We start from the raw sequence: 24,589 nt of genomic DNA on the forward strand, positions 1-24,589 counted from the left end.
TTATTTTTTATAAAATAATATTGATTAAAATCCAGCATATTGTTATCTTTCTGCATTTTTTAGTTAAATTGCAAAGTAACATATTATATGCTGGATTTTTTATATATTCTTACAGTTAAAAATTATGCTCCAATTTTAACTTTAGATTCTTTTATTTTTTTTAATGATTTTACCAATTCAGGCAGAATTTCAAGACAATCTCCTACTATTCCCACATTTGCAGATTTGAAAATAGGAGCATCTTTATCCTTATTAATAGCTATTACATAAGCTGAGGATGCTATACCTGCAAGATGCTGAATTGCACCAGAAATTCCACAAGCAATATAAATTTTAGGTGCTACTGTCTTACCAGTTTGTCCAACTTGCTGGCTGTATTCCGCCCATCCTAAATCTACAATAGCTCTTGTAGCTCCTACCGCTCCTCCCAGAACTTCAGCAAGTTCATCCACGAGTTTCATATTTTTAATATTGCCCATACCCATTCCAGCAGCAACTACAATATCTGCATCAGCTACATTAATCTTTTGGGAATCGGATAAAACAGTTTCTAAGATACGTAATTTAATATTCTTTGGAAAACTTACTTCCGGATAAATAATTCTACCTTCTCGAGAACTATCTGCTTCTGCAGCTTTCAGCACTTTAGGCCTTACTGTGGCCATCTGTGGTCTTCTAAGAGGGCATGCAATTGTAGCCATTAGATTTCCCCCAAAAGCAGGTCTTGTTTGAAAAAGCAGACCTGTTTTACTGTCTATTTCCAATTTTGTACAATCAGCAGTTAAACCTGTATTTAGTGCTGAAGCTATTCTCGGTGCTATGGATCTGCCAAAAGCAGTGGCACCAATTAACAATATTTCTGGTTTGTATTGTTTGATTATCTGTGTAATCAATTCAGGATAAATTTCTTCATTTAAGTCCTTAAGCATGATATTATCTACAGCAAGTACCTCATTAGCACCATGAGCAATAAGAGCCTTTGCATTATCTTTAACATTATAACCAAGCAATATAACTGAAACTTTGGTTTTTAAACTCAGAGCTAATTCACCAGCTTTTGCCAGCAACTCATAAGTTACAGCCTTAATATGGCCATTAAATTGTTCAGCTAAAACACAAATACCACTATAATTATCTCCGCTCTGCTGCCAATTATTGCTGTCTTTCTCCATTAATATTGCGCCAAATTTACAAGCTTCCACACAAGCTCCACATAGAGTACAGTTTTCTCCTATTTCTGCTTTTTTATCTTTCATGCTTATAGCCCCATATGGACACTGGCGCATACAACTTTTACATCCTACACATTTTTCACTTATAATAGAAATATTTGACATATACTATTCTCCTTACTTTAGATTATTAAATACCCATTATTGTGAGCTTTTTTGCAAGTGCTCCAGCTTGCTCATCAGGTGTACCCTTTAAAAATTCGGTTTCTATATCATGATCTGGTACAAAAGTTTTCTTAACCTGAGTAGGCGAACCTGTCAATCCAATAAAATCATCAGATGCCTCAATATCAGAACTATTCCACATAGGTATTTTTGCATCTATGGATCTTCTAAGTCCAGCTATAGTTGAAAGCCTGGGAACATTAATTTCTTTCACAACTGTTATAAGAGCTGGAAGTTCTAGCTCCACCATTACATATCCCTCATCTGCATTTCTTCTGCATTTGATCTTACCATTTTCTACACTGTCTATTCTGCTTACATAAGTTGTGTGCGGAATCCCCAATTTTTCAGCAAGATTAGGACCTACCTGTGCAGTATCCCCATCAGTGGCCTGCTTTCCACAAATAATAAGATCATAATTTTCAACTTTTTTTATTGCTTTTTCCAGTGCATAGGCCGTAGCTAGAGTATCTGAACCTGCAAATTTCCTATCACTTAAAAGTACCGCTTCGTCAACTCCAAGCCCTATAATCTCTCTCAACATATCAGCAACTTTAGGTATACCCATACTAATAGCCGTAATTTTACCACCATATTTTTCTTTTAACCTTAAAGCTTCCTCTATTGCATAAGTATCAAAAGGATTGATTATATTATCATTTCTATCACGAATTATAGTATGAGTTTCAGGATCCAGTTTTATCTCAGTAGTTGACGGCACTTGTTTTACACAAACTAATATATTCAATCTAATCACCTGCTTTCTATAATGTTAATTTTCACTTTTAAAAATATTTCCTGAATTTAAAATACTGTCAGGGTCAAAAATCTTTTTAATTGCTCTCATCTTTTCGATATTATCCTTACCATACATTTCAACCAACATAGCGGTTTTTAATTTACCTACACCATGCTCTGCTGATATAGTACCACCAAGACCTACTACATGATCCGACCATTTAAGGTACATTGATTTGCCCTTGTTATAATCATTATCACCTCTCGGCAGTATATTGACATGTATATGATTGCTTCCTATATGCCCAAACATTACTGCTTGAAGTCCAGATTGTGAAATAGAATCATCATAATAATCCACTATACCTTTAAGCTCACTGTCAGGTACAGCCATATCTGTCCCCAATTTAGTAATATGTGGATTTTTCTTTTTCCTCTCACTGATAATGAGATTGACACATTCCGGAGTGGCATGTCTAAAAGCAATAAGTCTCTCTAAATTTATGGGATTAGTGGCAAGCCAATTATCCTTCTCATTTCCACCGCATTTTACAATTAATTCTCCAATTTTTAACATAGCTTTACTTAATTCTTCATAAGTATCCCCATGAAGTTCTACATAAATTGCCGTATGGTAATTGGGAAGCAAATCCTGCATTTGTGAAAAGGCCATAGTAATTTCTTTCTGTTTGCGTATAAGATTCAAGGCTTTATTATTAAAATACTCTATAGCAGCAACTTTTACATCCAATTTAGCTTCTCTGACAGCATACACAAAATCTATGGCACATTTTTCTGATGGGAAAAATGAAGTAACTCCCCATATTTGATTCGGAAGTGGGGTAAGTTGTATTTCCATTTCAGTAATAATGCCAAGTGTTCCTTCTGAACCTATAAATAAATCTAAAAGATCCATATCTTTTTTTACATAATATCCAGAAGCATTTTTAACATCAGGCATAACATAATAAGGAAGCTGGCCTTTTACCTCTTTACCGGAATCAGTCTTTACAGTAAATTTTAAATTCTTAACCTTATCTACTCCTCTTCTTAATTTAACTTTAGAACCATCAGAAAGTACAATGCGTGCTGAATCTATATAGTTTCTCGTAGGTCCATAGTAAAAAGATCTTGCGCCTGAAGCATTGCAGGCTGCCATTCCGCCTATTGATGCCGAAGCTTCTGTCGGATCTGGAGTAAAAAACCATTTGCCACTTTTTTGAAGCAATTTTAACGCATTGGTTGAATCATCAGACCATTCTTTAGTATCAAAATCTAAATTATCCAAGGCCTTACGAACTTCTGAAAGTAAAACTCCAGGTTGTATTGATAATAAGAAACATTTTTTGCCCTCATCATACCTTAATCCTGTAATTTTATTCATCTTGCTGACATTGAGTATAATTCCCCCCTTAGGTACCGCACCTGCTGTAATTCCTGTGAGTGCTCCCTGTACTGTCACTTTTTCATTATTTTTTTTAGCATAAGATACTATCTTTACTATATCATCTTCAGATGTAGGAAATGAAATATAATCCGCTTTTCCCACAGTACGTGATTCATCATTTAAATATTGATCATATTCATTTTCCATATCATTAACAAGTGTACTAGTCATAATATTCCTCCTTGACTTTTAAAATATAAACTTTTTGTTACAAAGTTAAAATATAAATTACATACCCAACCTCTAAACAGCTCCACAGACAAATACTGTTTTTTTATACTAAGCTTTCTTGCTTCACCGATGTTTTATTAGACTGCCGCCACTTTTTATCAAGATATCCCACCATTAAAGGACATAAAATTGCACATACTATCACTGATGCTGCAATCTGAGTGGTTGCTGTAGCTACATATGGCACTAGAGTTTTATCAACTTCCGCTACAAGTCCAGGTACAACCATTGAGGTTCCTGCCGTATTTGCCACTCCAAAACCAAGAGCCCTATTGCTCCCAGGAAATAAGCCATATAAAGCATATGTTACAAAACCAGTTACCACAAATGTAAATAACCCCAATGCGACTCCGGAGATACCTGCATTAATGACATTTGCAAGATTAATTCCTGTTCCAAGAGCAAAACCAAAGAAGGGAATTAGCAATCCTGAACCACTGCTTAAGAATTTTCTCATATCCTCATCTGCATTTCCTAAAAATATTCCAATTGCAACTGGAACAAGAATAGCTATAAATGAATATATCGGAAAGTCTGCCAACCCACCTACTCCCATGAAAATCATGGTAACAAACGGTCCAACATTTAATGCCACTAATGATATTGCCCCTTCATCTGTATCATTTCCATATTGAGCTGCCATTGCTCCATACATTCCTCCATTGGAATTTGCTACTGCCGGAATTATTGCAAGAGGTGACAGCCCCAATACACCTGGAAGTCCAAATGTCTTTCCCACAATCCATCCTAAAATTCCACCTATTAATATTTTAGGAATTGTCAATATTAGACCTTTATATATGGGAGTCCCTAATTTATGTATATCGATTTTAGCAGAAGAACATAGTATAAAAAGAGCTATCAAACAAGATGAACCATTTTTAAATAAAGCTGTAGTAAATCCACCTATTTTTAGTCCATTTGGAAAAAATGTATTTATTATGGCACCTAAAATAAGTGGTACTACAATCATTCCCCCAGGTACCTTTTTCATTGTTTTTAATATCCGCATTATGAGATTTCCCCCTTTTAATTATATACTTTATTTCAAATTGTTAAAATTATTTAATTGGAGCTTTATGAAACCTTACTAATACTAGAATGCATTTTAAGGCTTTATTTAACTAAACATATTAAGTCACCCAAAATATATATTCCCTAAGAAGCTATCATAATCACTATTTTAATACAAATATACAAATATATAAACTAAATTTATCTTTAATGCATGATAAAACATCACAAGCACTATAGTTCCGTATATTGAGAAAATTCTCAAGAAAACTACATTATATACAACAACCTGAACACGAGTTTTTATTTTTAATTTATTACTTGTATCCTAAAAATCAAAGATGCCTGTGTAATCGTTTTTATGAAATATTTTAAAAAATATTATGCAAATAATCAAAGAATACATTAAGTTCATAATTAACAATGTGTATCTACCCTAATACTCCCATCTTTTCTTCCTTTTTTCAGGATGAAACAATGAACAGCAGCACTTTACAGATTTGAACTCTCCAACTGCCAGCTGGGAGTAAAGAGCAGCTTACACTTTCATATTTTCAGCATCTATTATAATTTCTCTACACTTTTGGTTGCTATAACATCAGAACCAAGTTCTAAAATATTTTTTCTGACAATTTGATGTATTTCTACAGGTGCTTCTAATTTTATTTTCTTTATTTCATTTACCACATCAAATATTTTATTTTTGGGTATTGGTTCTTTCGTTCTGACACTTACCAAAGGTTCCTTGCCATTTTTAACCTTTACCAGAGTAGCAATAGTTCTCTTGGGATCCTGTATCTCCTGTTTTACGTATTTTTCTCCCCTTTTACAGGTTGCTCCATTAATGCTGGTAATTTGCTTGCCATCATATTCAATTGTAATATCACAACCATTAGGACAAACTATACATGTAAAATCTTTCTTCATACTTCTACCACCACCTTAATATCTTCTTTTAATCTAATATCATCTTTTTTAACCTTTAGATGTATCATTTCTGCAGGATTAAGTTTTTTTAATTTGGCTGCTTTTATAACTCTCTCGCCCTGCAAAACTTTTATGACCTTATCTCTTGCTGGTCTACTTACTCTTAAGGCCAATTCTACATCTTCAGTTCCACTTATTCTATTGGGTATTATGTTGCCTATTGTCCTATCAGTGCTTATATTTATTTCACTTTTCTTTGCATCATGGCCCTTAAGCTGTCTTACAACTGATTCAGCAGCTTTTTCACCTTCCATTGATACATAATCCACCAAATCATGTACATGCAAAACATTTCCAGCGGAATATATTCCATCTACATCAGTCTGTAAATTTTCATCAACCAAGGCTCCATTGCTCCTGCCGTCAAGTTCCACACCTGCCTGCAGCGACAATTCATTTTCAGGTATGAGTCCAACAGATAAAACTAAGGCATCACACTTATAATTTTTTTCTGTGCCTTTTATAGGCTGTCCATTTTTGTCCAGTTCACTAATTTCAACTTCCTCAATTCTATCCTTACCAATGATATTAGTAGCAGTATGGCTTAAATAAAGAGGAATATTATAGTCATTTAAGCATTGCTGTATATTTCTAGGGAGGCCACTTGGATAAGGGAGCTTTTCAAATACTGCAATGACATGGGCCCCTTCCAGTGTAAGTCTTCTGGCCATTATGAGACCTATATCGCCTGACCCAAGAATGATAATATTTTTTCCAATCATGAGATTATTTAAATTTATATAGGATTGAGCAACACCTGCTGTAAAAATACCTGCAGGCCTTGTGCCTGGTATACTTATAGCTCCTCTTGTCCTCTCTCTACATCCCATTGATAATATGACAGCTTTTGCTTTATATTTTTTTAATCCGTTTCTTGTTGCCGCTGTGACTTCTTTGTCTTTTGTAAGTCCTATAACTGTAGCTTCAGTTTCTATTTCCACATTTTCTGCTTTTGCCTTTTGGATGAATTTATCTGCATATTCAGGTCCACTCAATGCTTCCTTAAACTTTAGAAGTCCAAATCCATCATGTATACATTGCTTAAGTATTCCGCCTGGGGCTTTTTCCCTTTCCAGTATGAGAATATCATCTATTCCCTGTTCCTTTAATTTTATAGCTGCAGCAAGTCCTGCAGGGCCACCACCTATAATAATTACATCTTTTTGTATTACTGTCATTACCTAACCCTCCCTTCAAAAAGATATCCGTTCTTTCTTGAATATCTTACTTCTTCTGGCTCTAGATTATATTCCTTCATTAGAAGTTTCACAATTCTTGTCTGGCAATATCCTCCCTGGCATCTTCCCATCATTGCTCTAGTTCTATTTTTAATTCCAGTCAATGTCTTAACTCCCAGTGGATTATGTATTGCTTCTAATATTTCATGTTTTGTAACTGTTTCACACCTGCAAAATATCTCACCATAATCCGGATCCTGTTTTATGAGTTCAGCTTGTTTTTCATCTGACTGCTCATTAAACTTCAATATTCCTTTTCTTATCGGATTAAATTTCTCATTTTCCTGTAAAATTTCCTTTTTGTCTATGATTTTAACTACATCTCTTGCTATAGGAAGTGCACTTGTAAGTCCCGGAGATTCTATTCCTATTAAATTGATTACATTTGGTATTCCTTCTCTCTCTCCAATTACAAAATCTGCATAGCCTCCTTTTTCCTTACTTACTAACTTAGGTCTTATTCCTGAAAAGTTTCTTATAAAATATTTTCTTGCCAATTGAGGCAGCATTTTTTTACCACCTTCTATAAGCATATCCATTACTTTTTGAGTAGCTGAGTAATTGTCCTTTTCGTCTATATACACTGCACTTGGTCCTATAAGAACATTTCCATCTACAGAAGGAGTAAGATGAATGCCTAATCCGCCTTCTTTTTTGTTTGGTACTGGATATGAAGGCATGGTTAAATATTTACTAAAATTTTTATCAAGTATAAAATATTCGCCTCTACATGGGTATATTTTATAATCCTCTATTCCAACCATCTCAGCGATTTTATCAGAATTTAATCCTGCACTATTTATGACCCATTTAGTTTTAAAAGTTTCATTATTAGTGGATATCTCATAATGATCTTCTATTCTTTTAATTCCCTTTACTTCTCTTTCCAGAAAAAATTCCACTCCATTTTGACATGCATTTTCTGCCAGTGCTATTGTATATACTATAGGATTTACTATACCTGTCATTGGTGAAAATAAAGCTGCTTTGCCCTTTACATAAGGCTGTTTTTCTGTTATTTCCTTTTCTGATATTATTCTCAGTCCAGGCACTCCATTTTTTTCACCTTTTGATTTTAATTCTTCCAGTCCCTCTATATCATCTTTTGTAAATCCTACTACCAACTTACCTGTCCTTTTAAATGGGATATCCAATTCTTCTGCAACTTTATCAAATCCAAGACATCCTTCTACACAATATTTTGCCATCAATGTACCTGGTTTACTGTTAAATCCGGCATGAATAACACCACTATTTCTACCGCTTGTTTCACAAACTACATCCATTTCTTTTTCCAAAACAGCTACTTTGAGTTTATAACGTGAAAGTTCTCTGGCTACAGCACTGCCTACTACTCCAGCACCGATTACCACTACATCATATTTGTCTTTCATAATTTCACCTCATCTTATTAATGTTTTAGAAGTACTCCCAATTATTCAAATAAAACTAATTGTATTTTCAAATTTCCATACTATAAAAATCGATTTCATTACGTTTACAATATACCACTTGACTCTTAATTTTTCAACCAGTTTTTTAATATTTAATTAATTAAATGTGCTAAAATTTAGTCATCTATGAAATTTAATTAAATATCATAAATGACTAAAAATATTAATATTAAAAACTATGGATTCCCAATTTAAAATCTATCCTACCAGCTGACATTTTTCTTTCAGAGCATCACAATTTTCAACTAGTTTATATCCTGCCTCTAAAGCACGTTTATTTAACTCTTCCGTTCCTTTTGGAACTCTATTTAAAACAGCAGTTTCAAGAAATTCTTTTGAAGCAATATGCAAGATGCCATTAATAGCTCCAATGGCAATGATATTAGCTACCATTGATTTGCCTATTACTTTATTTGCAGTTTCCAATATAGGAACTTTAATAACCCTCTCAGCTTTATTAGTACTTGGAACTATTACCGACGAGTCTATGAGCAATATTCCATCTTTGCCAAGTGAACCAATATATTTATTACATGATTTTTGAGTCAAAGTCAATAATAAATTTGTTCTTAAAACCTTTGGGAAATCAATTTCCTCATCGCTTATTATTACCTCAGCTTTACTTGAACCTCCTCTAGCTTCTGGTCCATATGATTGTGATTGAATAACATTTTTACCTTCCATTATTGCCGCTTCTGCCAAAATAACTCCGCCTAAAATAAGTCCTTGTCCTCCTGAACCTGTTAATCTCAATTCCAATTGATTATTCATAATTTATTTCTCCTTTACAATTTACTTATTTTATGAATCTATCCACTATTTTTTGATATTCTTCAGTATATTCTGGTTCTGTGGTGTTTTTAAATTCACCTATTAAAAATTTTCCCTTCAGTTCTTCTGGTGAAAGCGTCTTTGCAGTCTTAATACTAACGGCATTATCCCTTTGCCATTTCATCATGTTTACAGCAGAACCTTTTTTATTTTTTCTTCCATAATAAGTAGGACATACGCTAACACCTTCTATCAGAGAAAATCCTTTATTCTGGATACCCCTTTGAATAAGCGTAATTAATTGTTTTGCATGATAAGCAGTACCTCTAGCCACATAAGTAGCTCCCGCACCTACAGCAAGCTTTGGAACATCAAAAGCCCTGTCAACCGTACCATAGGGTGCCGTAGTTCCCTTATCTCCCTTTGGTGTAGTTGGAGAATACTGTCCGCCTGTCATTCCGTAAATATTATTATTAAAAATAACTGTTGTAATATTAATATTCCTTCTAGCTGCATGAATTAAGTGATTACCCCCAATAGCTGTTGCATCACCATCTCCTGAAATTACAATAACCTCTAATTCAGGATTAGCCAATTTTACTCCAGTTGCAAAAGCTATTGCCCTACCATGCGTAGTATGGAGAGTGTTAAAATCCATATATCCAACAGCCCTTGACGAACAACCTATGCCGGACACAATACATACTTTGTCTTTATCTAGTTTTAAATTATCTATAGCCTGTATAATAGCTCTCATCAATATTCCATGTCCACATCCCGGACACCATATATGTGGCAAATTTTCCATTCTCAAATAATTTTCAACCAATGCACTAGCCATTTTAAATTACCTCCTTAATTTTAGATAATATTTCCTGGGGGGTAATAACTTCACCATTTATTTTTCCTACCTGGAAAATATTTGATTCATCCTTTATCACTCTCTCAATTTCTAAAACTAATTGTCCATGATTAAGTTCTGCCACAATTACATTTTTGGCTTGTTTTGCAAGTTCTTTAATCTGCTTTTCTGGAAAAGGCCAGATGGTTATCGGCCTAAACATACCAACTTTTAAGCCGGCTTTTCTCGCCTGCTTTACTGCACTTTTGGCACTTCTTGCCGTTCCTCCATAGGCAATTACTATAGTTTCCGCATCTTCCATATACAATTCATCATAAGTTACGATATCATCTATATTATCTTCAATCTTCCTTAAAAGCCTGCTGCAAAGAACATCAGCTACTTCAGTACTATTTGTTGTAAATCCTGATTCAGTGTGTACAAGTCCTGTAACATTAAACCTAAATCCTTCACCGAATGCTGCCATAGGAGGAACATATTCTCCCTCTTTAACCTGATATGGCAAATAATTTTCATCTCCCATGTCAGGTTTTTTACGATTGATGATTTGCAAGTCTTCTGCTTTAGGAATTTCAATTCCCTCTCTCATATGGGCCACAATCTCATCCATTAACAATATAACAGGTGTTCTATATTTTTCCGAAAGGTTAAAAGCTCTAACAGTTAAATCAAAAACTTCTTTAACGGAGGAAGGAGATATTGCTATCACGGGATGATCTCCATGAGTACCCCACCTTGCCTGCATTACATCTCCTTGTGATGGTGATGTAGGAAGCCCTGTACTTGGACCATGTCTTTGTACATCTACAACTACACAAGGCACTTCAGCCATTGCTGCATAACCGATATTTTCTTGTTTTAGTGAAAATCCAGGTCCGCTTGTAGCTGTCATAGATTTTACTCCTGTAAGTGATGCTCCTATAGCTGCAGCCATACCTGCGATTTCATCTTCTGTTTGAATAAATTTTCCACCTACCATAGGTAATCTTTTGGATGAAAGTTCTGCTATCTCCGTTGATGGAGTTATAGGGTATCCTGAATAAAATCTCATTCCTGCTGCAATAGCACCTTCCACACAAGCTTCATTTCCCTGTAATAGTTTAATATTGTTTCCCATCTTTATTTACCTCCTAAAGAGATTGCATAATCCGGACAGCGCAATTCGCATAGACCACATTTTATACATTTATCTTCATCTACAATTGAAACTTTTCCATTTTTTAAAGCTAGTACATTTTTAGGACAAAATTCCACACATATTCCACAGCCTTTACACCAGTTTTTTTCCACCACCAAATGCACACCATTCTTAACACTAATCAATTTAAATACTACCTCTTTTCCAATTTACATTATTTAAATTATTTTTGTTTTTTCATATATCCTTTAAGAAAATATATAATTCCGTAATGGGTTTATTCTCTAACTCTATTTTACTTTCAACAAGTTTTCTGAATTTCAAGAAAACAATTTTATTTGCAATTTATATTTTATTTCCATCAGGTGAAAATAGCTTTCACTAATGTCAAATTTAGTATATCACATTGCTTTTGAATTTTCAACTTCTTTATTGAGAAAATTTTCATACTTTCGATGGGCAATTTGGTATGCACAAAAACAGTTTTAAGTTATTAAAAATTTAGAGATTAGTTAAAAACGATTACTCCTGCAGCAAAATTTTAAAACAATCATAATATTATATTATCTTTTCATTTTTTAAGTTTTTAATTTCTTCCTTATTTAATCCCAGCGATCCCTTATATATTTCCTCATTATGGGCTCCTAATTCCGGACCTATTTATTTTACTTCACCTGGAGTATCACTAAATTTAGATACTATTCATTGCATTAGTCAAATGCTCTATCTGTGCTGTAAACCAATACAACCCATTTACCATCTTTTATTTCTGCCTAAAATTGTCCAGCGAATACTTTCTCACTTATAATAAGACCCAAATTTTCTAAAAGTATCTCTCTTTTCCGGTGCCTCAATCTTAATTACATCTGCCCTGAAACCTGCTATCAGGCCGGAAGCAAATAGTGCAGCAATTACTGTAGACATATTTGCCTTCTAAAGCTGATATAATTACATCACCCAACAAAAGCATTTTCATTCTATAAAAATGGTTTCCATTTGTTTAAATATATTCTATCATATAGTTCTTAATTCTTCAACTATTTTCATTAAAAAAATACAAGTTTAGTGTCAAAATTGCACTGTACTATGCAAAATATGATTGCTATTCCTTCACTTTTTAAATCCGCATTTAAGATTATATTTAAATCTCAAATATGATTATTAATATAATATGAAATTTGTTATCAATTCTTGAATTTTTATATCTATATATATATAATTTAAGTTATGTAATATTGTAAATTTTTATCATCCCTGTTTTGCCATAATATAATAACTATTATACTATCTCCATTAGGCTACGATTTTAAAAATTATGAAAGTAAAAATAACTACATAAAGGAGGCAAAAATGAATTTAACAGAATTATCTGTAAAAAAACCCGCTGCTATAACTATGGTGATACTTTTTTTATTAGGTCTTGGCATATTTGGCTATACCCATATTGGAGCAGATCTTATGCCATCTATGGATATACCTATAATTTCCATATCTACTACCTATTCCGGTGCCAGTTCTGAAGATATCAAAAAAGATGTGGTAAAACCCATTGAAAATGCTGTATCTGGCATAAGTGGCATTGATAAAATTCAATCTACAGCTAAAGAAGGTGTAGGACAAACTGTTTTAACATTTAAAATGAGTGCAAATATGAATACAGCTTTTTTAGATGTGCAAAAAGCCGTAGACAATGCCCAGGCTCAACTTCCTAAAAACGCTGATAAACCTGTCCTATTTAAAATAGATACGAACTCCATGTCTGTTCTAATGCTGTCAATATCAGGAAATATGTCCTATGATGAATTGTATAATGAAGCAAATAATATAACTCAATCTCTCGAAAAAGTTCAAGGGGTAGGAAATGTGACCCTTGAAGGAATACAAAAAAAACAACTTATACTAAAATTAAATAAATCTGCCCTGGAATTCTATGGTGTAAACGTGAATACGCTGATTTCAAAATTACAATCGGATAACATAAATCTCCCAGCCGGACAAATAAAACAGGAAAATTTAAATGAATCTGTAAGAGTTATGGGTGAATTTGAAAATATAGATGAAGTTAAAAATTTATTAATACCAACTTCAAATGGCAGTACAGTCCGCCTATCTGACATAGCAGATGTTAATTTAGAGTATCCTACAGAAAATGAACATATAAGAATAAACGGGAAAAGCACCATAGCAATAAGTGTGCAAAAACAAAGCGATGCAAATGTAGTTGAAGCTGTAAACAATATAAAAGCAGAGCTTAACAAGATCAAGACTCGGCTTCCAAGTGGCATTAAACTGGAAACTGCATATGACAGTACTACATTTATAAATTCATCTCTTTCTCAGATAAAACATACTTTAATAGAAGGCATAATAACAACTGCCATAGTTTTATTAATATTTTTAAGGAGCTGGAAATCTTCGCTTATAGTACTTATAGCAATTCCGACCTCCCTCATCTCCACTTTTTTCATGATGTATGTTATGAAATTTACCATGAACATGATGTCTCTTATGGCATTATCTCTTTGCATAGGTATTTTAGTAGATGACTCAATTGTTGTACTGGATAATATACAGCGTCATTTAGCCATGAAAAAAGATCCAAAATCTGCTGCTATAGATGGCCGTATGGAAATAGGACTTGCGGCTATTGCAATAACTCTCTGTGATGTGGTTGTATATGCTCCTGTTGCATTTATATCAGGTATGGCGGGAAAATTTTTCAAGGAATTTGGACTTACCATCGCTGTTGCCTCGCTGTTTTCTCTATTCGTATCCTTTACAATAACCCCTATGCTGGCATCCAGATTGTTCAGCAAGGTCAATGATGGGCCTAAAAAATCTTCTGGAAAACTAGATAAGATAAAGGCTACCAAATTATATACAGCCTTTAATGCGATTTCAAGCTCAATAGATAATGTAACAGTTGTCTATAAAAAAGCTTTGATATGGTCTCTAGACCATAGGAAAAGAGTATTATCTCTCAGTATAGTTGGACTGATAGCTGTTATTCTCCTGATACCTGCAGGAGCTATCGGTACAGAGCTTATACCTAACACAGATCAAAGCACCTTTACCATAAACATGACCTTTGATTCTGGTTCAACTTTAAATCAAATGGACAAAACGGTTAAGCAAGTAGAAGGATATTTACATAAAGTACCTGAAATAGGCACTTATTATTCCACAGTTGGTTCCGACAGCAACAGCCTCATGGGAGGTAATTCAAATTCTGCAAGCATATATGTGGAACTTCACCCTAAAAATGAAAGGAAAAAATCTCAATCTCAAATAGCAAAACAAGTTCGAGACTGGGGAAATTCCTCTCTCACTGGAACAGATTTTTCCGTAACTGAGTCTCAAATTGGAAGCGGAAGCAGCAAACCTATATCCATACAGGTATTAGGTGATGACACCGATACAGTAAGGGAAATCTCTGACAAAGTAGAAGGCATAGTTAAAAATATTCCTGGAATTATAGATGTTAATAATTCCTCCAATGCCAGTGAAAGTGAACTGCGGGTTCAAATAGACAGATTAGCAGCTTCTAATTATGGCGTATCTACATCAGATATATCTTCAGTACTTAGAACAGCCATTCAGGGATCCTCTGCCGGAGTGTATAGGACAAATAGTGATGACTATGACATAACAGTAAAATTTGAAGATGGGGATATAAAAACTCCTGCAGATATAGGCTCCATAAATGTTGTTAATCAATCAGGGGAATCCATTCCTATAAGTGAAGTGGCCACTATAGTAAAAGCGGACAGCCCTCAATCTATATCAAGAGAGGACAGACAGGATATATCTACTGTTTCTGCAAACATTCAAGGTAGATCATTAGGTGTTGTAAATAAGGACATAACCCAGAAATTAAAATCATTTTCTGTTCCCGACGGATATGAAATTAAATTTGGCGGTGATCAACAGAATATGGCAGATAATTTTACTTCTCTTATAGAGGCCCTAATTATTTCACTAATTCTTATTTATATGATACTTGTTGTACTTTATGAATCATTCCTCACCCCATTTATAAGAATGATATCTTTACCTTGTGCTTTAATTGGAGCCCTTGGTATATTGGCTATCACCGGTAAAACCTTAAATATGATGTCCATGATAGGACTTATAATGCTTGATGGACTAGCATCTAAAAATGGTACTCTTTTAATTGACTACACAAATACACTTATGAAACGTGGAAAAAATTTAAAAGAAGCTTTAATTGAATCCGGTGAGAAAAGATTAAGACCTATTATAATGACTTCTGCAACTATGATTGTAGGTATGCTGCCTTCTGCTCTTTCTATAGGTGAAGGAAGTGAATTAAAATCAAGTATGTCCGTTATAGTTATTGGAGGTATGATCGCTTCTACCATTTTTACCCCTATAATATTACCTATAGTTTATACATTAATGGATGACTTAAAAAAACGCATATTTAAAAAGAAGAAAAAACATGTAGAAATTCAGGAGGTATAGTAATGAAGCCTAATATTTTGAAATCCAAAAAAATCATATGGAAAATAGTATTGTTTATATTAGCAGCATTAATGGTATTTGCCATAGTCCACAATATAATTAAAAACAAAAAAACGGAATCTCAAAATCAAATTAAAAATGTAAAAGTAATTAAAGCAGAACTGAGTTCACTATCTACAACTGTGGATTACTCTGGAGAATTAAACGTTGATAATGAGGTTTCTCTATCTCCTAAATCACCTGGCAAAGTTGAAAGTTTAAATGTAAAAGTTGGCAGTTCAGTGAAAAGCGGCGATATACTATTTACTCTTGATTCAAGTTCATTACAAGCTCAATTGGAACAACAACAGGCAAGTGTGGATTCAGCTAACGCCAATTTAGATAAAACCAAGAGTTCTGGAGTTGACCAACAAGTGCTGCAGGCTCAGCAATCATTGGAAACTGCACAAATAAATTATAATGATGCTAAAACTACTTACGATAGAACTCAAAGTTTGTACTCTGCCGGAGCTGTGGCAAAACAGGATTTGGATAATGCCAGTACGAAATTGAATACTACATCTGCTGCACTATCTGCAGCGCAGCAAAATTTAAATCTAATTCAGCAAAAAGTTGGCCCTGAATCAGTTGAAGTTGCACAGGCTCAGGTAAATCAAGCTGAAGCTGGTACTAAATCAATTCAATCCCAAATTGATGATACTATAATTAAATCCCCTATTTCCGGAATTGTATCTGCTGTAAATATACATGAGGGAGAAATTTCTTCCGCATCACAGCCCTCTATAACTGTATTGGATTTAAGTTCCATCATCGCAGAAGTAAATGTACCGGATAATATGCTTTCAAAAATTAAAGTAGGACAATCTATAAGCATGACCATCCCTTCAGCTGGGAATAAGAAGGTTTCTGGTACTGTAGATAATATAGCTTCCAGTATAGACAGTAAGACTGAAAAATATTTGGTTAAAATAAAAATAAATAATTCAGATGGCAGTTTAAAACCAGGTATGTTTTCTAAAATATCACTTCCTGATAAAAATAAGGACGATATAGTGGTTGTACCTAATGAGGCTATAAAAGTTGAGAATGGAGTTTCTTATGTATTTACAGTGAAAAATAATAAGATAAAAAAAATATCCATAAACACAGGCCTTTCAAATGATAAGATTACTGAGGTATTATCTTCAAAAATAAATCCAGGAGATAATGTAGTATTAGGAGGTCTAACTTTCTTAAACGATGGAGACAAAGTTAAAATTTTAAATTAGATTCTAACTACATACAGATATCAAAAGGCATGAACTATTTTAATCAGTTCATGCCTTTTGATTATATGTTCACTTAAATTTTAAAATTGATGTCACAAATTAACATTATATCATATTATGAATTAGGACTAAAATCCTGTAACTTGCATTTAAAATAGCAGCCAGATAAATTAAAGTATAATAATCAATCTTTCATTATTTATAGAAAGGAGTTGAGTATATTGAGCAGACACCACAGAAGACACCGTTCGGGTATCAAAGATGAAAGCTATTACATTCCCGATGAAAAATCACCTTCAAGTTCTAATTTCACAGACATAGATGAAAAGAATAGTGAAGAAGGCTCTTCATGGCAAACCACAGTTTATCCAAACGTAAATTCCATAGATGAAGTGAATGAAAACCAAGAGGAATCTTACAATGAAAAAAGCACATTAAATAATCCACCTGAAAACACTCCTTACATTGAAGTTAATAATTCATCTTATAGCAGCCATGGAAAGCATCATTCCAATAAATGCAATAGTATAGGAACCACCAATTTTATAGACACCTTAAAAAAATATATAGGAGAGATGGTGACTGTATGCACAACTGGAGGAGATCCCTGCAAATGTAATTTTACTGGAATACTACTAGGTGTAAATAACTATTTTATAAGACTTGTAATCAAAGTAGGTGCAGCTCCAATTTATCAAGCAAGAAATAATTTCAGCAATGATTTAAATACCTGCAGTGATCCTTATTCCTCAGCTGACAATTGTAATTCAGTATCTGATTCCCGTTGTGAAAATAGCAGTGGAAGTACCTTGATAGACATACCTACTAATAGAATTGCTGCTTTTCTCCACAGTAATGTTTAAAAAATCTGCTGGCATAAACAATATGTCAGCAGATTTTATGCTTCGCAACTTTATTCTATATTTTCGAATATCAAAGCACCTTTTTCAACTGTGATTTTATACAATATATAATCCAGTATAATTATAACAGCCAGTTCAAAGATAGCAATTACACTTATGCTCTGCCTAAAAGCCATAATGGGAAATGAAAACAATCCTGCAGTTACAAGACCAATGATTACATTTATAAAACTATTGAAATTTTGTTTTACTGCCTTTACTTCATTGTCCCAATTCAGTTTAGGAAAATTCAGATCAATTAATATTCCTGTAAAAGCTGTGAATAGGATCCCCAAAATGCTTACTACAAAGGCTATGCACAAAAAATAAACGGAGATATTAATAAAAATTTTTGAAACTATTAAAATTATAATCGTAGTTAAACTTCCAACTAAAACTCCTGAAAATACCTTAGCCATAATTTGGGTCTTATAGGATACTGGTATATATTTTTTTATGAATATATTTTTCCCCTCTCTGGATATAGCTGTAGAAGTTATAGAATTAATAGATCCCAAAATCATTCCAGCCGCTATTGAAATAACACTAAATAGCAGGGCTGTATTTGCATTTATTGAAATATTCATTTCACCAAATGATTTATGAAAAGAATTCGGCTGAATCAAAAATGGAATAATAAATATTATTGGAAGTATAAAATTTGATACGATGCAATTCATAAAATACACCGGTGTTCTAAAAAGTATTTTCATTTCCTGAGATAAAAGAGTTTTAAATGCAGATTTTTTCAAAACTTTTCTATCCATTTTGGCATAATCTATTTCCCTGTTTTTAGATGAAATTTCACTTCCTCCTACAGCACCTTTAAAATACAACTTCTCTCCAATCAATAAAAACAATACAACTACTGCTGCATTTAAGATAACAAATAGAACCAAATCCATAAAACCCTTTAAATTATTACTATATGCAAGGGCATTTACAGCTATATCTGTATGCGGGAAAAGCCTGCCTGAAAAAGACATAATAGAATTATTGCCCTCACTGATGGTTTTTAACATGTTTCTATAATTTCCATTATTTATGTTCATCTTTTGAATGACTACATTTAATCCCACCGCAAATGCCATTCCAAAGATTCCACCCAATATCTTAAGTTTATCCTTGTGACTTCCTATATTGGTGAAACTCATTATTATCATGTTTAAAATTGAAGCTATTACTACAGGAATTATTGGGACTACTAAAAATATCAATATACTGTATATAAAATACAATACACCTGCTCCATCTTTATAACCATATACAAAAAAAACAGGCAATAATATAAAGGCCTCTGTAATATATTCATAAATTATCACCAATGTAATTTTTGAAGCTAAAATTTCCCAGGGTCTTAGTGGTAAAGGCAAGAAAATATCTATGTCTTTTGAAAAATATAATACATTTAGAGAAAATGCTATAGCAAAAAAGAATATAAAAACACTGGCAAAAGATATTCCCACAGATAAAATTAATTCCTGCCGGCCTATTTTATAAAGATAATCATAGGCTCCTGAAACAAAATCTGCAAACAATTTTACTGTTGGCAAAAATGCCAACATCAATACTATGAAAAGTATAAGTTTTTTTATTTTACTGTTTGATTTAATATTTCCAGAATTGCTTCCATTTTTTAGCATGACCCTGGTTAAAACTAAATACTTATTCATGGCTGGTCATCTCCAGAAAAATATTTTCCAAACTCTCATCTTCTTTAAATTGATTTTTCAGCTTTTGGAAAGTTCCAGAAAATAATATAACTCCATTGTTTATAATAGCCAGTCTGTCACATAATTTTTCTGCCACTTCCAGTACATGAGTTGAAAAAAACACAGTATTTCCAGCATCCGCGTGTTCTCTCATCATCTCCTTTAAAATAAATGATGACTTTGGATCCAACCCTGTCATAGGCTCATCCAATATCCATATACTTGGATTATGAATCAACGCACCTATAATTATTATTTTTTGCCTCATCCCATGAGAATAGCTTTCAATTTTATCTTCCAACGCCCTTGATATCTCAAATTTATCAGATAAATACTTTATTCGCTCCATTCTCTTTTCGCTTTTCACTTCATATATGTCTGCCATAAAATTCAGATATTCTATTCCTTTAAGTCTTAAAAACATATCAGGACTATCTGGAACAAATCCAAATTGACGTTTTGCATCTAAAGGACTTTTACTTATATCTATACCATTTGCCTTTATTTCTCCATTATCTGCTTTTATTATACCCGTTATCATTTTTATGGTAGTAGTTTTTCCTGCTCCATTGGGCCCAATAAATCCAAATATCTCTCCATCAGGTATATCCAAACTTATATTGTCCACTGCTTTTGAAGAACTACTGTAACTTTTAGTTACATTTGTTAATTCAATCATCTCTTTTCCTCCCGTCTAAATTTACCAAATCATGATCCACAATTTTTTACTATATTGCTGCGATTTAAATCATTTTAATTATACCATAATCCACAGCAATACTTTTTGAAGAGCTCCTCATTGTCTGTCAATCTTCAAATTCAAATAATTCTTCAACTGTTGTATGAAATACTTTTGCAATATCTATTGGCAGTTTAAGCGAAGGGTTGTATCTGCCATTCTCTAAATGGACTATTGTTTCTCTCCTTACACCAACCAATAAAAAAACTAGTGCTCATAACTAAAAAAATATCATAAGCACTAGTTTTTTACTCATCCTCTTTAAATCCCTGTATTCCTGCAAATTCAGCTTGATAAATCATTTACTAAGGGCCTTTAATACTGCCAGCTTAGCCATATTAAATATGGAATTTCTCTCTTCCACTATGGTTATTTCCTCTTTTATATATTCGCCGTCTTCACTCAATGTAAACAATGAAGCTAAATTTCTACTGAAAGAATTTTTCATTAAATCCTTTAGAATATGTTTTGTTTCTTCTTTAGAATGAAGTACTTCACACAACTTTTCCATGGTATGATCAATTTGTAAAATATACTTATCCTTCAATAATTTCTTTCTCTTTATTTTATTCAATGCCATAATGGACATTTTTATAATATCATACCTCACATGAAAATTTATATCATCATAACTTTTACATATAAAAGCTGCTGCCTTATTCAATTGATTGGTGTAAATATCTATCTTTTCATTTCCTGTTATAAAAGCAAGCATTACCATGGAAGTTGTTTCTATTTTATCTTCTATATTACTATCTTCATAATCCACAAAAGCCCCATCTGCAAATTGGTTTTTGGCAATTATTCTGAGAAGCCTTCCCCTTGTATATTTTTCATCCAGATATTTGTTGTCACTAGAATACACTTTTTCATCCTCATCACATGTAAAACTTCTATATAAAAATCCTGATTCCATATTCTCATCTATTTTTTCACCCAGGGTATTTTCATCCACCTTTATTGGAATTATATTTTTAAGTTGAATTCCAAGTACAGGTTCCTCTCTAAGCTCCATCAATATAAAAGTAGTTTCAGGGCTTATAAATCCATTCTCCTTGGAAAGTTCTATTAAACTTTTCCTCATTTCCTCCTTTTTCTGTCCCCGCTGCAATTTCATATTTATTTTCAAGGATCTTATTTTCTTCCTTGCCCATACTTTTTTTAATAAATTGGCATTTTCCTCCGTATTAAAATTATCAATATCTATACTTCTTACATATTCTTTTCCGTCAACTTCCCCTTTTAAAATTATCTTACCTTCTACTTCTCCAAGTACATTGGCAAATATGGAAAATGGTTCTCTATCATACATGTATTCAATGGTTCTAGGATAAGATGATTTAACCTGTAATTTTCCCCAATCCATTTGTATATTGTCCACTTGAGGATTTTTTATCCTATTAAACTGTCTTAAAACTATATCTTCAATTCTCTGTTCCATATCTATAAATTCTGCTTTCCCATAACTTTCATGGGCTAATTTATTTAAAAAATAATTATTTGCCGAAGAATCTATTCCGAAAGTAAATATTCTATTATCGGCTATATTTTCCCTTACATAAGAAAGTATATCTTCTTCTTCATCTACTAAATCATCTGTAAAAAGCAATATAGTATTTTGAGAGCCTTCTTTTTCCAGGCTGTATTTTATCCCACCAAATATATCTGCATCTTCTTCCGTTTCCAAATCATCTATCCATCTGGAAGCTTCTCTGAGAGAATCTGCATTAAACTCTATTAATCCATTTTTAGAAAAACTAATTAAGTTTACCCCCATAGCTATTATGTCAAAGGTATCCCCTTTTGACAAGTTCCTTATACAAAGCTGAAGTGCATTCTTAGCCTGTTCCAATTTTTCACCTTTCATGGTATCCGAAATGTCGATTAAAAATACATAGTTTTCCTTAATCTCCGCTTCGTAAGGATCAAGTTTTGGGATCATCCGTATATACACTATTCCCTTCTCTTCATCATTTTCCTTATATTCATATATCATTCCATCTGCTTCTAAGGTTTCTCTTTCATTTATAAAAAGAACAAAATCTTTATCCATTAAGTGATAACTTTCATCCAGACTTATTTTGGCTACTGTATTACCTTCCCTTTCCACCTTTATCTTATGATAAGGACATCTAAAGTCAACCTTACTAAGGGATTCAATTATTATATTCACCTTAAATTCAAAGTCTTCTTCTTTAACTCTCTTTATTCCCAGTTTATTTACAAAGTTGCTTCTTAACTCTTCAATTTTTGATCTGCTCTTTATTATCTTAGGTTCGGAAATGGCAGGAACTGTAAGCCTAAAAGTACTGTCTTTGTAATCCAGCTCCTCTATATAAGAAAGCTTTATTTTCACAGTTTCACCGGAAATTATTTTACCTATACTTATTTTAAAAAAATGTGGACTAAATTCCTCCAGTGAAAAAACACTGTCTCCGCGAATTTTTGCATTTTCATAAATTTGCAGTGCCTTATCCTTTTCTTCTACCACCGCCTTTAAGGTTCTCCCTCCTATTTCTGCTTCAAATCCCGATATTACAGCCGTAGCTGGTAGTGGAAATATGTAGACTCCCTCTATATCCTCGCTGCTGCAATTTTGATAAATTTGATTTATAACTATTTCTCCATAACCAGCGCACAAATTTCCTACAATATTAACTTCCTTTAATAAAATTCCTTCGTCAATTCCCTTGCTTTCTTTAATATGCCGCAACATATTATACTGACCCCCTTTTCAACTTTATTTTACCTGTAAAATATGTATTAAATACCTTAGATTTTATTATTTACAATTGTTTTAAATTTAGAATCATACAATGAGTAAAATGTATAACATATTTCTTGTATATCATAAGTTTATGTATATTATTATATCATATTTACCATTATTTATTTTTACAAATATTAAATACATACGATAAACCAAATTACAGTGTCCCAGGGGATAACAAGCCATATATGTTTCTTTTATTTAGCTGCAAAATTATTTCTCAAAGGATATCTGCCGTAAATCCTAACTGCATCCATGATGAATTGAATATTCTCCTTAGAAGTTGCCCTAGGCACTTTGCATCCTGTACTCAAAATAAATCCCTTTGGATTATCATATGCCTTTCCAATGCATTCCTTCACTTCATCAAAAATCTCATTCTTGCCACCATTGCACATTGTTTCAATAGGCTTTACATTTCCCATTATAGCAACCCTTTTGCCAACAGCCTTTTTTACTTCTTCAAGATCAACCACATTATCCAAACTTAAAATCTGAACACCTGTATCAACCATATCCTCCCATATTCCCTTGGTGTTTCCACAAATATGGAGTGATGGAGCACTGCCGCATCTTTCTACTATTCTATCAACACATTTCTTTAAATAGGGCTTTACAAAAGTCCTAAATTGTTTGGGACTAATTACATTCAAAGAAGCAACCGGTTCTGAAATACTTGGCTTTATTCCTATATCACAAACTGCATCAATATAATTAAAAATGCTTTCTGTGGAAATATCTAAAAGCTTGTGAACCCATTCAGGATTTTTCAAGGTATCCCGTAAAAAAATATCAGTTCCTCTTAAGGAGGCAGCAGTAGTAAAAGGTCCTCCAAAATCACTTGAAACATCAACTTCCATTCCTATCTTTTCATCTATTATTTTTGAAGCCTCTAAAAATAAGGGAAGTCTGCCATCTTTATATGGATTTACAGGAATAAGCTTGTCTATATCATCATAATTTTTTACTATAGGTATATCAACATAAGGCATATCGTTATCAGGATATCCCAGAACTGTACCCATGGCTTCTGCAATACCAAATAAATTTGGTCCAATACCAACTGAATCAAAATTAAATGTTTTATAAAGATTTATTTCATTATCTGCCATTAATTTGTAATCATGACAGAGTTCAGATATTTTTACTCCAATAAATTTTGCACCTACCTCGCCTACAAATGGACAACATTGAATACGATCTGCACCTTTTCCAGAACTCAAAGCTGCAGCCCTTTCTTTAGGTGTCATTTCATTTCTATTATATAAATTTTTCATTACTCTACACCCCTCATTATTTATAAAATTTACTTACCTTAAATTTTAATGATAAGCTTTGCTTCAAGCAATAAACATAACTAGATCTTATGATGCATCCATAGTGTATCAAATTTATGAATATATAAGTTTAAATATAACTTTTTTAAAATTCAATAA

19 protein-coding genes and 1 pseudogene are annotated in these 24,589 nt (G+C 33.0%); 3 read left to right on the top strand and 17 right to left on the bottom strand.

All coding sequences use genetic code 11. The annotated features are described in order from the left end of the window. Positions 1-122 precede the first annotated feature (122 nt). The 12 genes from AB8U03_RS07975 to AB8U03_RS08030 form a co-directional block, all read right to left on the bottom strand. Entirely contained in the window at positions 123-1,337 is a 1,215-nt protein-coding gene (locus tag AB8U03_RS07975) for an FAD-binding protein (RefSeq protein WP_369704020.1), read from the bottom strand. A 25-nt stretch (positions 1,338-1,362) separates the two neighbouring features. Beyond that, positions 1,363-2,154 (bottom strand): electron transfer flavoprotein subunit beta/FixA family protein, encoded by a 792-nt coding sequence (locus tag AB8U03_RS07980; protein WP_369704021.1) that lies wholly within the window; start codon positions 2,152-2,154, stop codon positions 1,363-1,365. A gap of 15 nt (positions 2,155-2,169) precedes the next feature. Then, entirely contained in the window at positions 2,170-3,753 is a 1,584-nt protein-coding gene (locus AB8U03_RS07985; protein WP_369704022.1) for an FAD-binding oxidoreductase, read from the bottom strand. A gap of 103 nt (positions 3,754-3,856) precedes the next feature. Next, the gene (locus tag AB8U03_RS07990) at positions 3,857-4,825 is read right to left on the bottom strand and encodes a 2-keto-3-deoxygluconate permease (protein ID WP_369704023.1); all 969 of its coding nucleotides are present in this window, start codon (positions 4,823-4,825) and stop codon (positions 3,857-3,859) included. A gap of 566 nt (positions 4,826-5,391) precedes the next feature. Further along, a complete protein-coding gene (locus tag AB8U03_RS07995; protein WP_369704024.1) occupies positions 5,392-5,754 on the bottom strand; it encodes a DUF1667 domain-containing protein in 363 nt (120 codons plus the stop codon). Then, positions 5,751-6,992 carry an NAD(P)/FAD-dependent oxidoreductase gene (locus tag AB8U03_RS08000; RefSeq protein ID WP_369704025.1) on the bottom strand — a complete coding sequence of 414 codons (1,242 nt, stop codon included), beginning with the start codon at positions 6,990-6,992 and terminating at the stop codon, positions 5,751-5,753. The genes AB8U03_RS07995 and AB8U03_RS08000 overlap by 4 nt, the downstream gene beginning before the upstream one ends. Beyond that, positions 6,992-8,446 carry an NAD(P)/FAD-dependent oxidoreductase gene (locus AB8U03_RS08005; protein ID WP_369704026.1) on the bottom strand — a complete coding sequence of 485 codons (1,455 nt, stop codon included), beginning with the start codon at positions 8,444-8,446 and terminating at the stop codon, positions 6,992-6,994. The genes AB8U03_RS08000 and AB8U03_RS08005 overlap by 1 nt, the downstream gene beginning before the upstream one ends. A gap of 258 nt (positions 8,447-8,704) precedes the next feature. Next, positions 8,705-9,277 carry a 2-oxoacid:acceptor oxidoreductase family protein gene (locus AB8U03_RS08010; protein ID WP_369704027.1) on the bottom strand — a complete coding sequence of 191 codons (573 nt, stop codon included), beginning with the start codon at positions 9,275-9,277 and terminating at the stop codon, positions 8,705-8,707. Between the two features lie 25 nt (positions 9,278-9,302). After that, the gene (locus tag AB8U03_RS08015) at positions 9,303-10,118 is read right to left on the bottom strand and encodes a 2-oxoacid:ferredoxin oxidoreductase subunit beta (RefSeq protein WP_369704028.1); all 816 of its coding nucleotides are present in this window, start codon (positions 10,116-10,118) and stop codon (positions 9,303-9,305) included. A 1-nt stretch (position 10,119) separates the two neighbouring features. After that, complete coding sequence (locus tag AB8U03_RS08020; RefSeq protein ID WP_369704029.1) at positions 10,120-11,256, bottom strand: 2-oxoacid:acceptor oxidoreductase subunit alpha; 1,137 nt, start codon at positions 11,254-11,256, stop codon at positions 10,120-10,122. Between the two features lie 2 nt (positions 11,257-11,258). Then, positions 11,259-11,462: an indolepyruvate ferredoxin oxidoreductase subunit alpha gene (locus tag AB8U03_RS08025; RefSeq protein WP_369704030.1), complete on the bottom strand. Its 204-nt coding sequence runs from the start codon at positions 11,460-11,462 to the stop codon at positions 11,259-11,261. Positions 11,463-12,075: 613 nt separating this feature from the next. After that, a complete protein-coding gene (locus tag AB8U03_RS08030; RefSeq protein WP_369704031.1) occupies positions 12,076-12,201 on the bottom strand; it encodes a CoA transferase in 126 nt (41 codons plus the stop codon). 426 nt (positions 12,202-12,627) lie between these two features. Here AB8U03_RS08030 and AB8U03_RS08035 point away from each other — a divergent pair, with 426 nt between their 5' ends. From AB8U03_RS08035 to AB8U03_RS08045, 3 genes are all read left to right on the top strand, one after another. Further along, positions 12,628-15,762, top strand: coding sequence for an efflux RND transporter permease subunit (locus tag AB8U03_RS08035; protein WP_369704032.1), 3,135 nt, complete (start codon positions 12,628-12,630; stop codon positions 15,760-15,762). Between the two features lie 2 nt (positions 15,763-15,764). Beyond that, a complete protein-coding gene (locus AB8U03_RS08040) occupies positions 15,765-17,030 on the top strand; it encodes an efflux RND transporter periplasmic adaptor subunit (protein ID WP_369704033.1) in 1,266 nt (421 codons plus the stop codon). A gap of 221 nt (positions 17,031-17,251) precedes the next feature. Further along, positions 17,252-17,893, top strand: coding sequence for a hypothetical protein (locus tag AB8U03_RS08045; protein WP_369704034.1), 642 nt, complete (start codon positions 17,252-17,254; stop codon positions 17,891-17,893). Positions 17,894-17,943: 50 nt separating this feature from the next. Here AB8U03_RS08045 and AB8U03_RS08050 read toward each other — a convergent pair whose 3' ends face one another. The 5 genes and pseudogenes from AB8U03_RS08050 to AB8U03_RS08070 all read right to left on the bottom strand — a co-directional run bounded on the left by AB8U03_RS08050 (position 17,944) and on the right by AB8U03_RS08070 (position 24,430). Further along, on the bottom strand, positions 17,944-19,605 hold the full coding sequence (locus tag AB8U03_RS08050) for a putative ABC transporter permease subunit (RefSeq protein ID WP_369704035.1): 1,662 nt from the start codon (positions 19,603-19,605) through the stop codon (positions 17,944-17,946). Continuing rightward, positions 19,598-20,323, bottom strand: coding sequence for an ABC transporter ATP-binding protein (locus tag AB8U03_RS08055; RefSeq protein ID WP_369704036.1), 726 nt, complete (start codon positions 20,321-20,323; stop codon positions 19,598-19,600). The genes AB8U03_RS08050 and AB8U03_RS08055 overlap by 8 nt, the downstream gene beginning before the upstream one ends. A 127-nt stretch (positions 20,324-20,450) precedes the next feature. Further along, positions 20,451-20,582 (bottom strand): annotated as a pseudogene (locus tag AB8U03_RS08060) (helix-turn-helix transcriptional regulator); the annotation flags it as partial. Positions 20,583-20,681: 99 nt separating this feature from the next. After that, positions 20,682-23,099 carry a VIT and vWA domain-containing protein gene (locus AB8U03_RS08065; RefSeq protein ID WP_369704037.1) on the bottom strand — a complete coding sequence of 806 codons (2,418 nt, stop codon included), beginning with the start codon at positions 23,097-23,099 and terminating at the stop codon, positions 20,682-20,684. 251 nt (positions 23,100-23,350) lie between these two features. After that, positions 23,351-24,430 (bottom strand): uroporphyrinogen decarboxylase family protein, encoded by a 1,080-nt coding sequence (locus AB8U03_RS08070; protein WP_369704038.1) that lies wholly within the window; start codon positions 24,428-24,430, stop codon positions 23,351-23,353. Positions 24,431-24,589: the final 159 nt, after the last annotated feature.

The sequence above is a fragment of the Clostridium moutaii genome (genome assembly GCF_041205085.1).
In the GTDB taxonomy this organism is placed as follows: Bacteria; Bacillota; Clostridia; order Clostridiales; family Clostridiaceae; genus Clostridium_B; species Clostridium_B moutaii.

Excerpts from the sequence above, each read along its gene's own strand:
- AB8U03_RS07975 (WP_369704020.1), bottom strand. The coding sequence starts at position 1,337 with ATGTCAAATATTTCTATTATAAGTGAAAAATGTGTAGGATGTAAAAGT.
- AB8U03_RS07985 (WP_369704022.1), bottom strand. The coding sequence starts at position 3,753 with ATGACTAGTACACTTGTTAATGATATGGAAAATGAATATGATCAATAT.
- AB8U03_RS07990 (WP_369704023.1), bottom strand. The coding sequence starts at position 4,825 with ATGCGGATATTAAAAACAATGAAAAAGGTACCTGGGGGAATGATTGTA.
- AB8U03_RS07995 (WP_369704024.1), bottom strand. The coding sequence starts at position 5,754 with ATGAAGAAAGATTTTACATGTATAGTTTGTCCTAATGGTTGTGATATT.
- AB8U03_RS08000 (WP_369704025.1), bottom strand. The coding sequence starts at position 6,992 with ATGACAGTAATACAAAAAGATGTAATTATTATAGGTGGTGGCCCTGCA.
- AB8U03_RS08005 (WP_369704026.1), bottom strand. The coding sequence starts at position 8,446 with ATGAAAGACAAATATGATGTAGTGGTAATCGGTGCTGGAGTAGTAGGC.
- AB8U03_RS08010 (WP_369704027.1), bottom strand. The coding sequence starts at position 9,277 with ATGAATAATCAATTGGAATTGAGATTAACAGGTTCAGGAGGACAAGGA.
- AB8U03_RS08015 (WP_369704028.1), bottom strand. The coding sequence starts at position 10,118 with ATGGCTAGTGCATTGGTTGAAAATTATTTGAGAATGGAAAATTTGCCA.
- AB8U03_RS08020 (WP_369704029.1), bottom strand. The coding sequence starts at position 11,256 with ATGGGAAACAATATTAAACTATTACAGGGAAATGAAGCTTGTGTGGAA.
- AB8U03_RS08030 (WP_369704031.1), bottom strand. The coding sequence starts at position 12,201 with ATGTCTACAGTAATTGCTGCACTATTTGCTTCCGGCCTGATAGCAGGT.
- AB8U03_RS08035 (WP_369704032.1), top strand. The coding sequence starts at position 12,628 with ATGAATTTAACAGAATTATCTGTAAAAAAACCCGCTGCTATAACTATG.
- AB8U03_RS08040 (WP_369704033.1), top strand. The coding sequence starts at position 15,765 with ATGAAGCCTAATATTTTGAAATCCAAAAAAATCATATGGAAAATAGTA.
- AB8U03_RS08050 (WP_369704035.1), bottom strand. The coding sequence starts at position 19,605 with ATGAATAAGTATTTAGTTTTAACCAGGGTCATGCTAAAAAATGGAAGC.
- AB8U03_RS08055 (WP_369704036.1), bottom strand. The coding sequence starts at position 20,323 with ATGATTGAATTAACAAATGTAACTAAAAGTTACAGTAGTTCTTCAAAA.
- AB8U03_RS08065 (WP_369704037.1), bottom strand. The coding sequence starts at position 23,099 with ATGTTGCGGCATATTAAAGAAAGCAAGGGAATTGACGAAGGAATTTTA.
- AB8U03_RS08070 (WP_369704038.1), bottom strand. The coding sequence starts at position 24,430 with ATGAAAAATTTATATAATAGAAATGAAATGACACCTAAAGAAAGGGCT.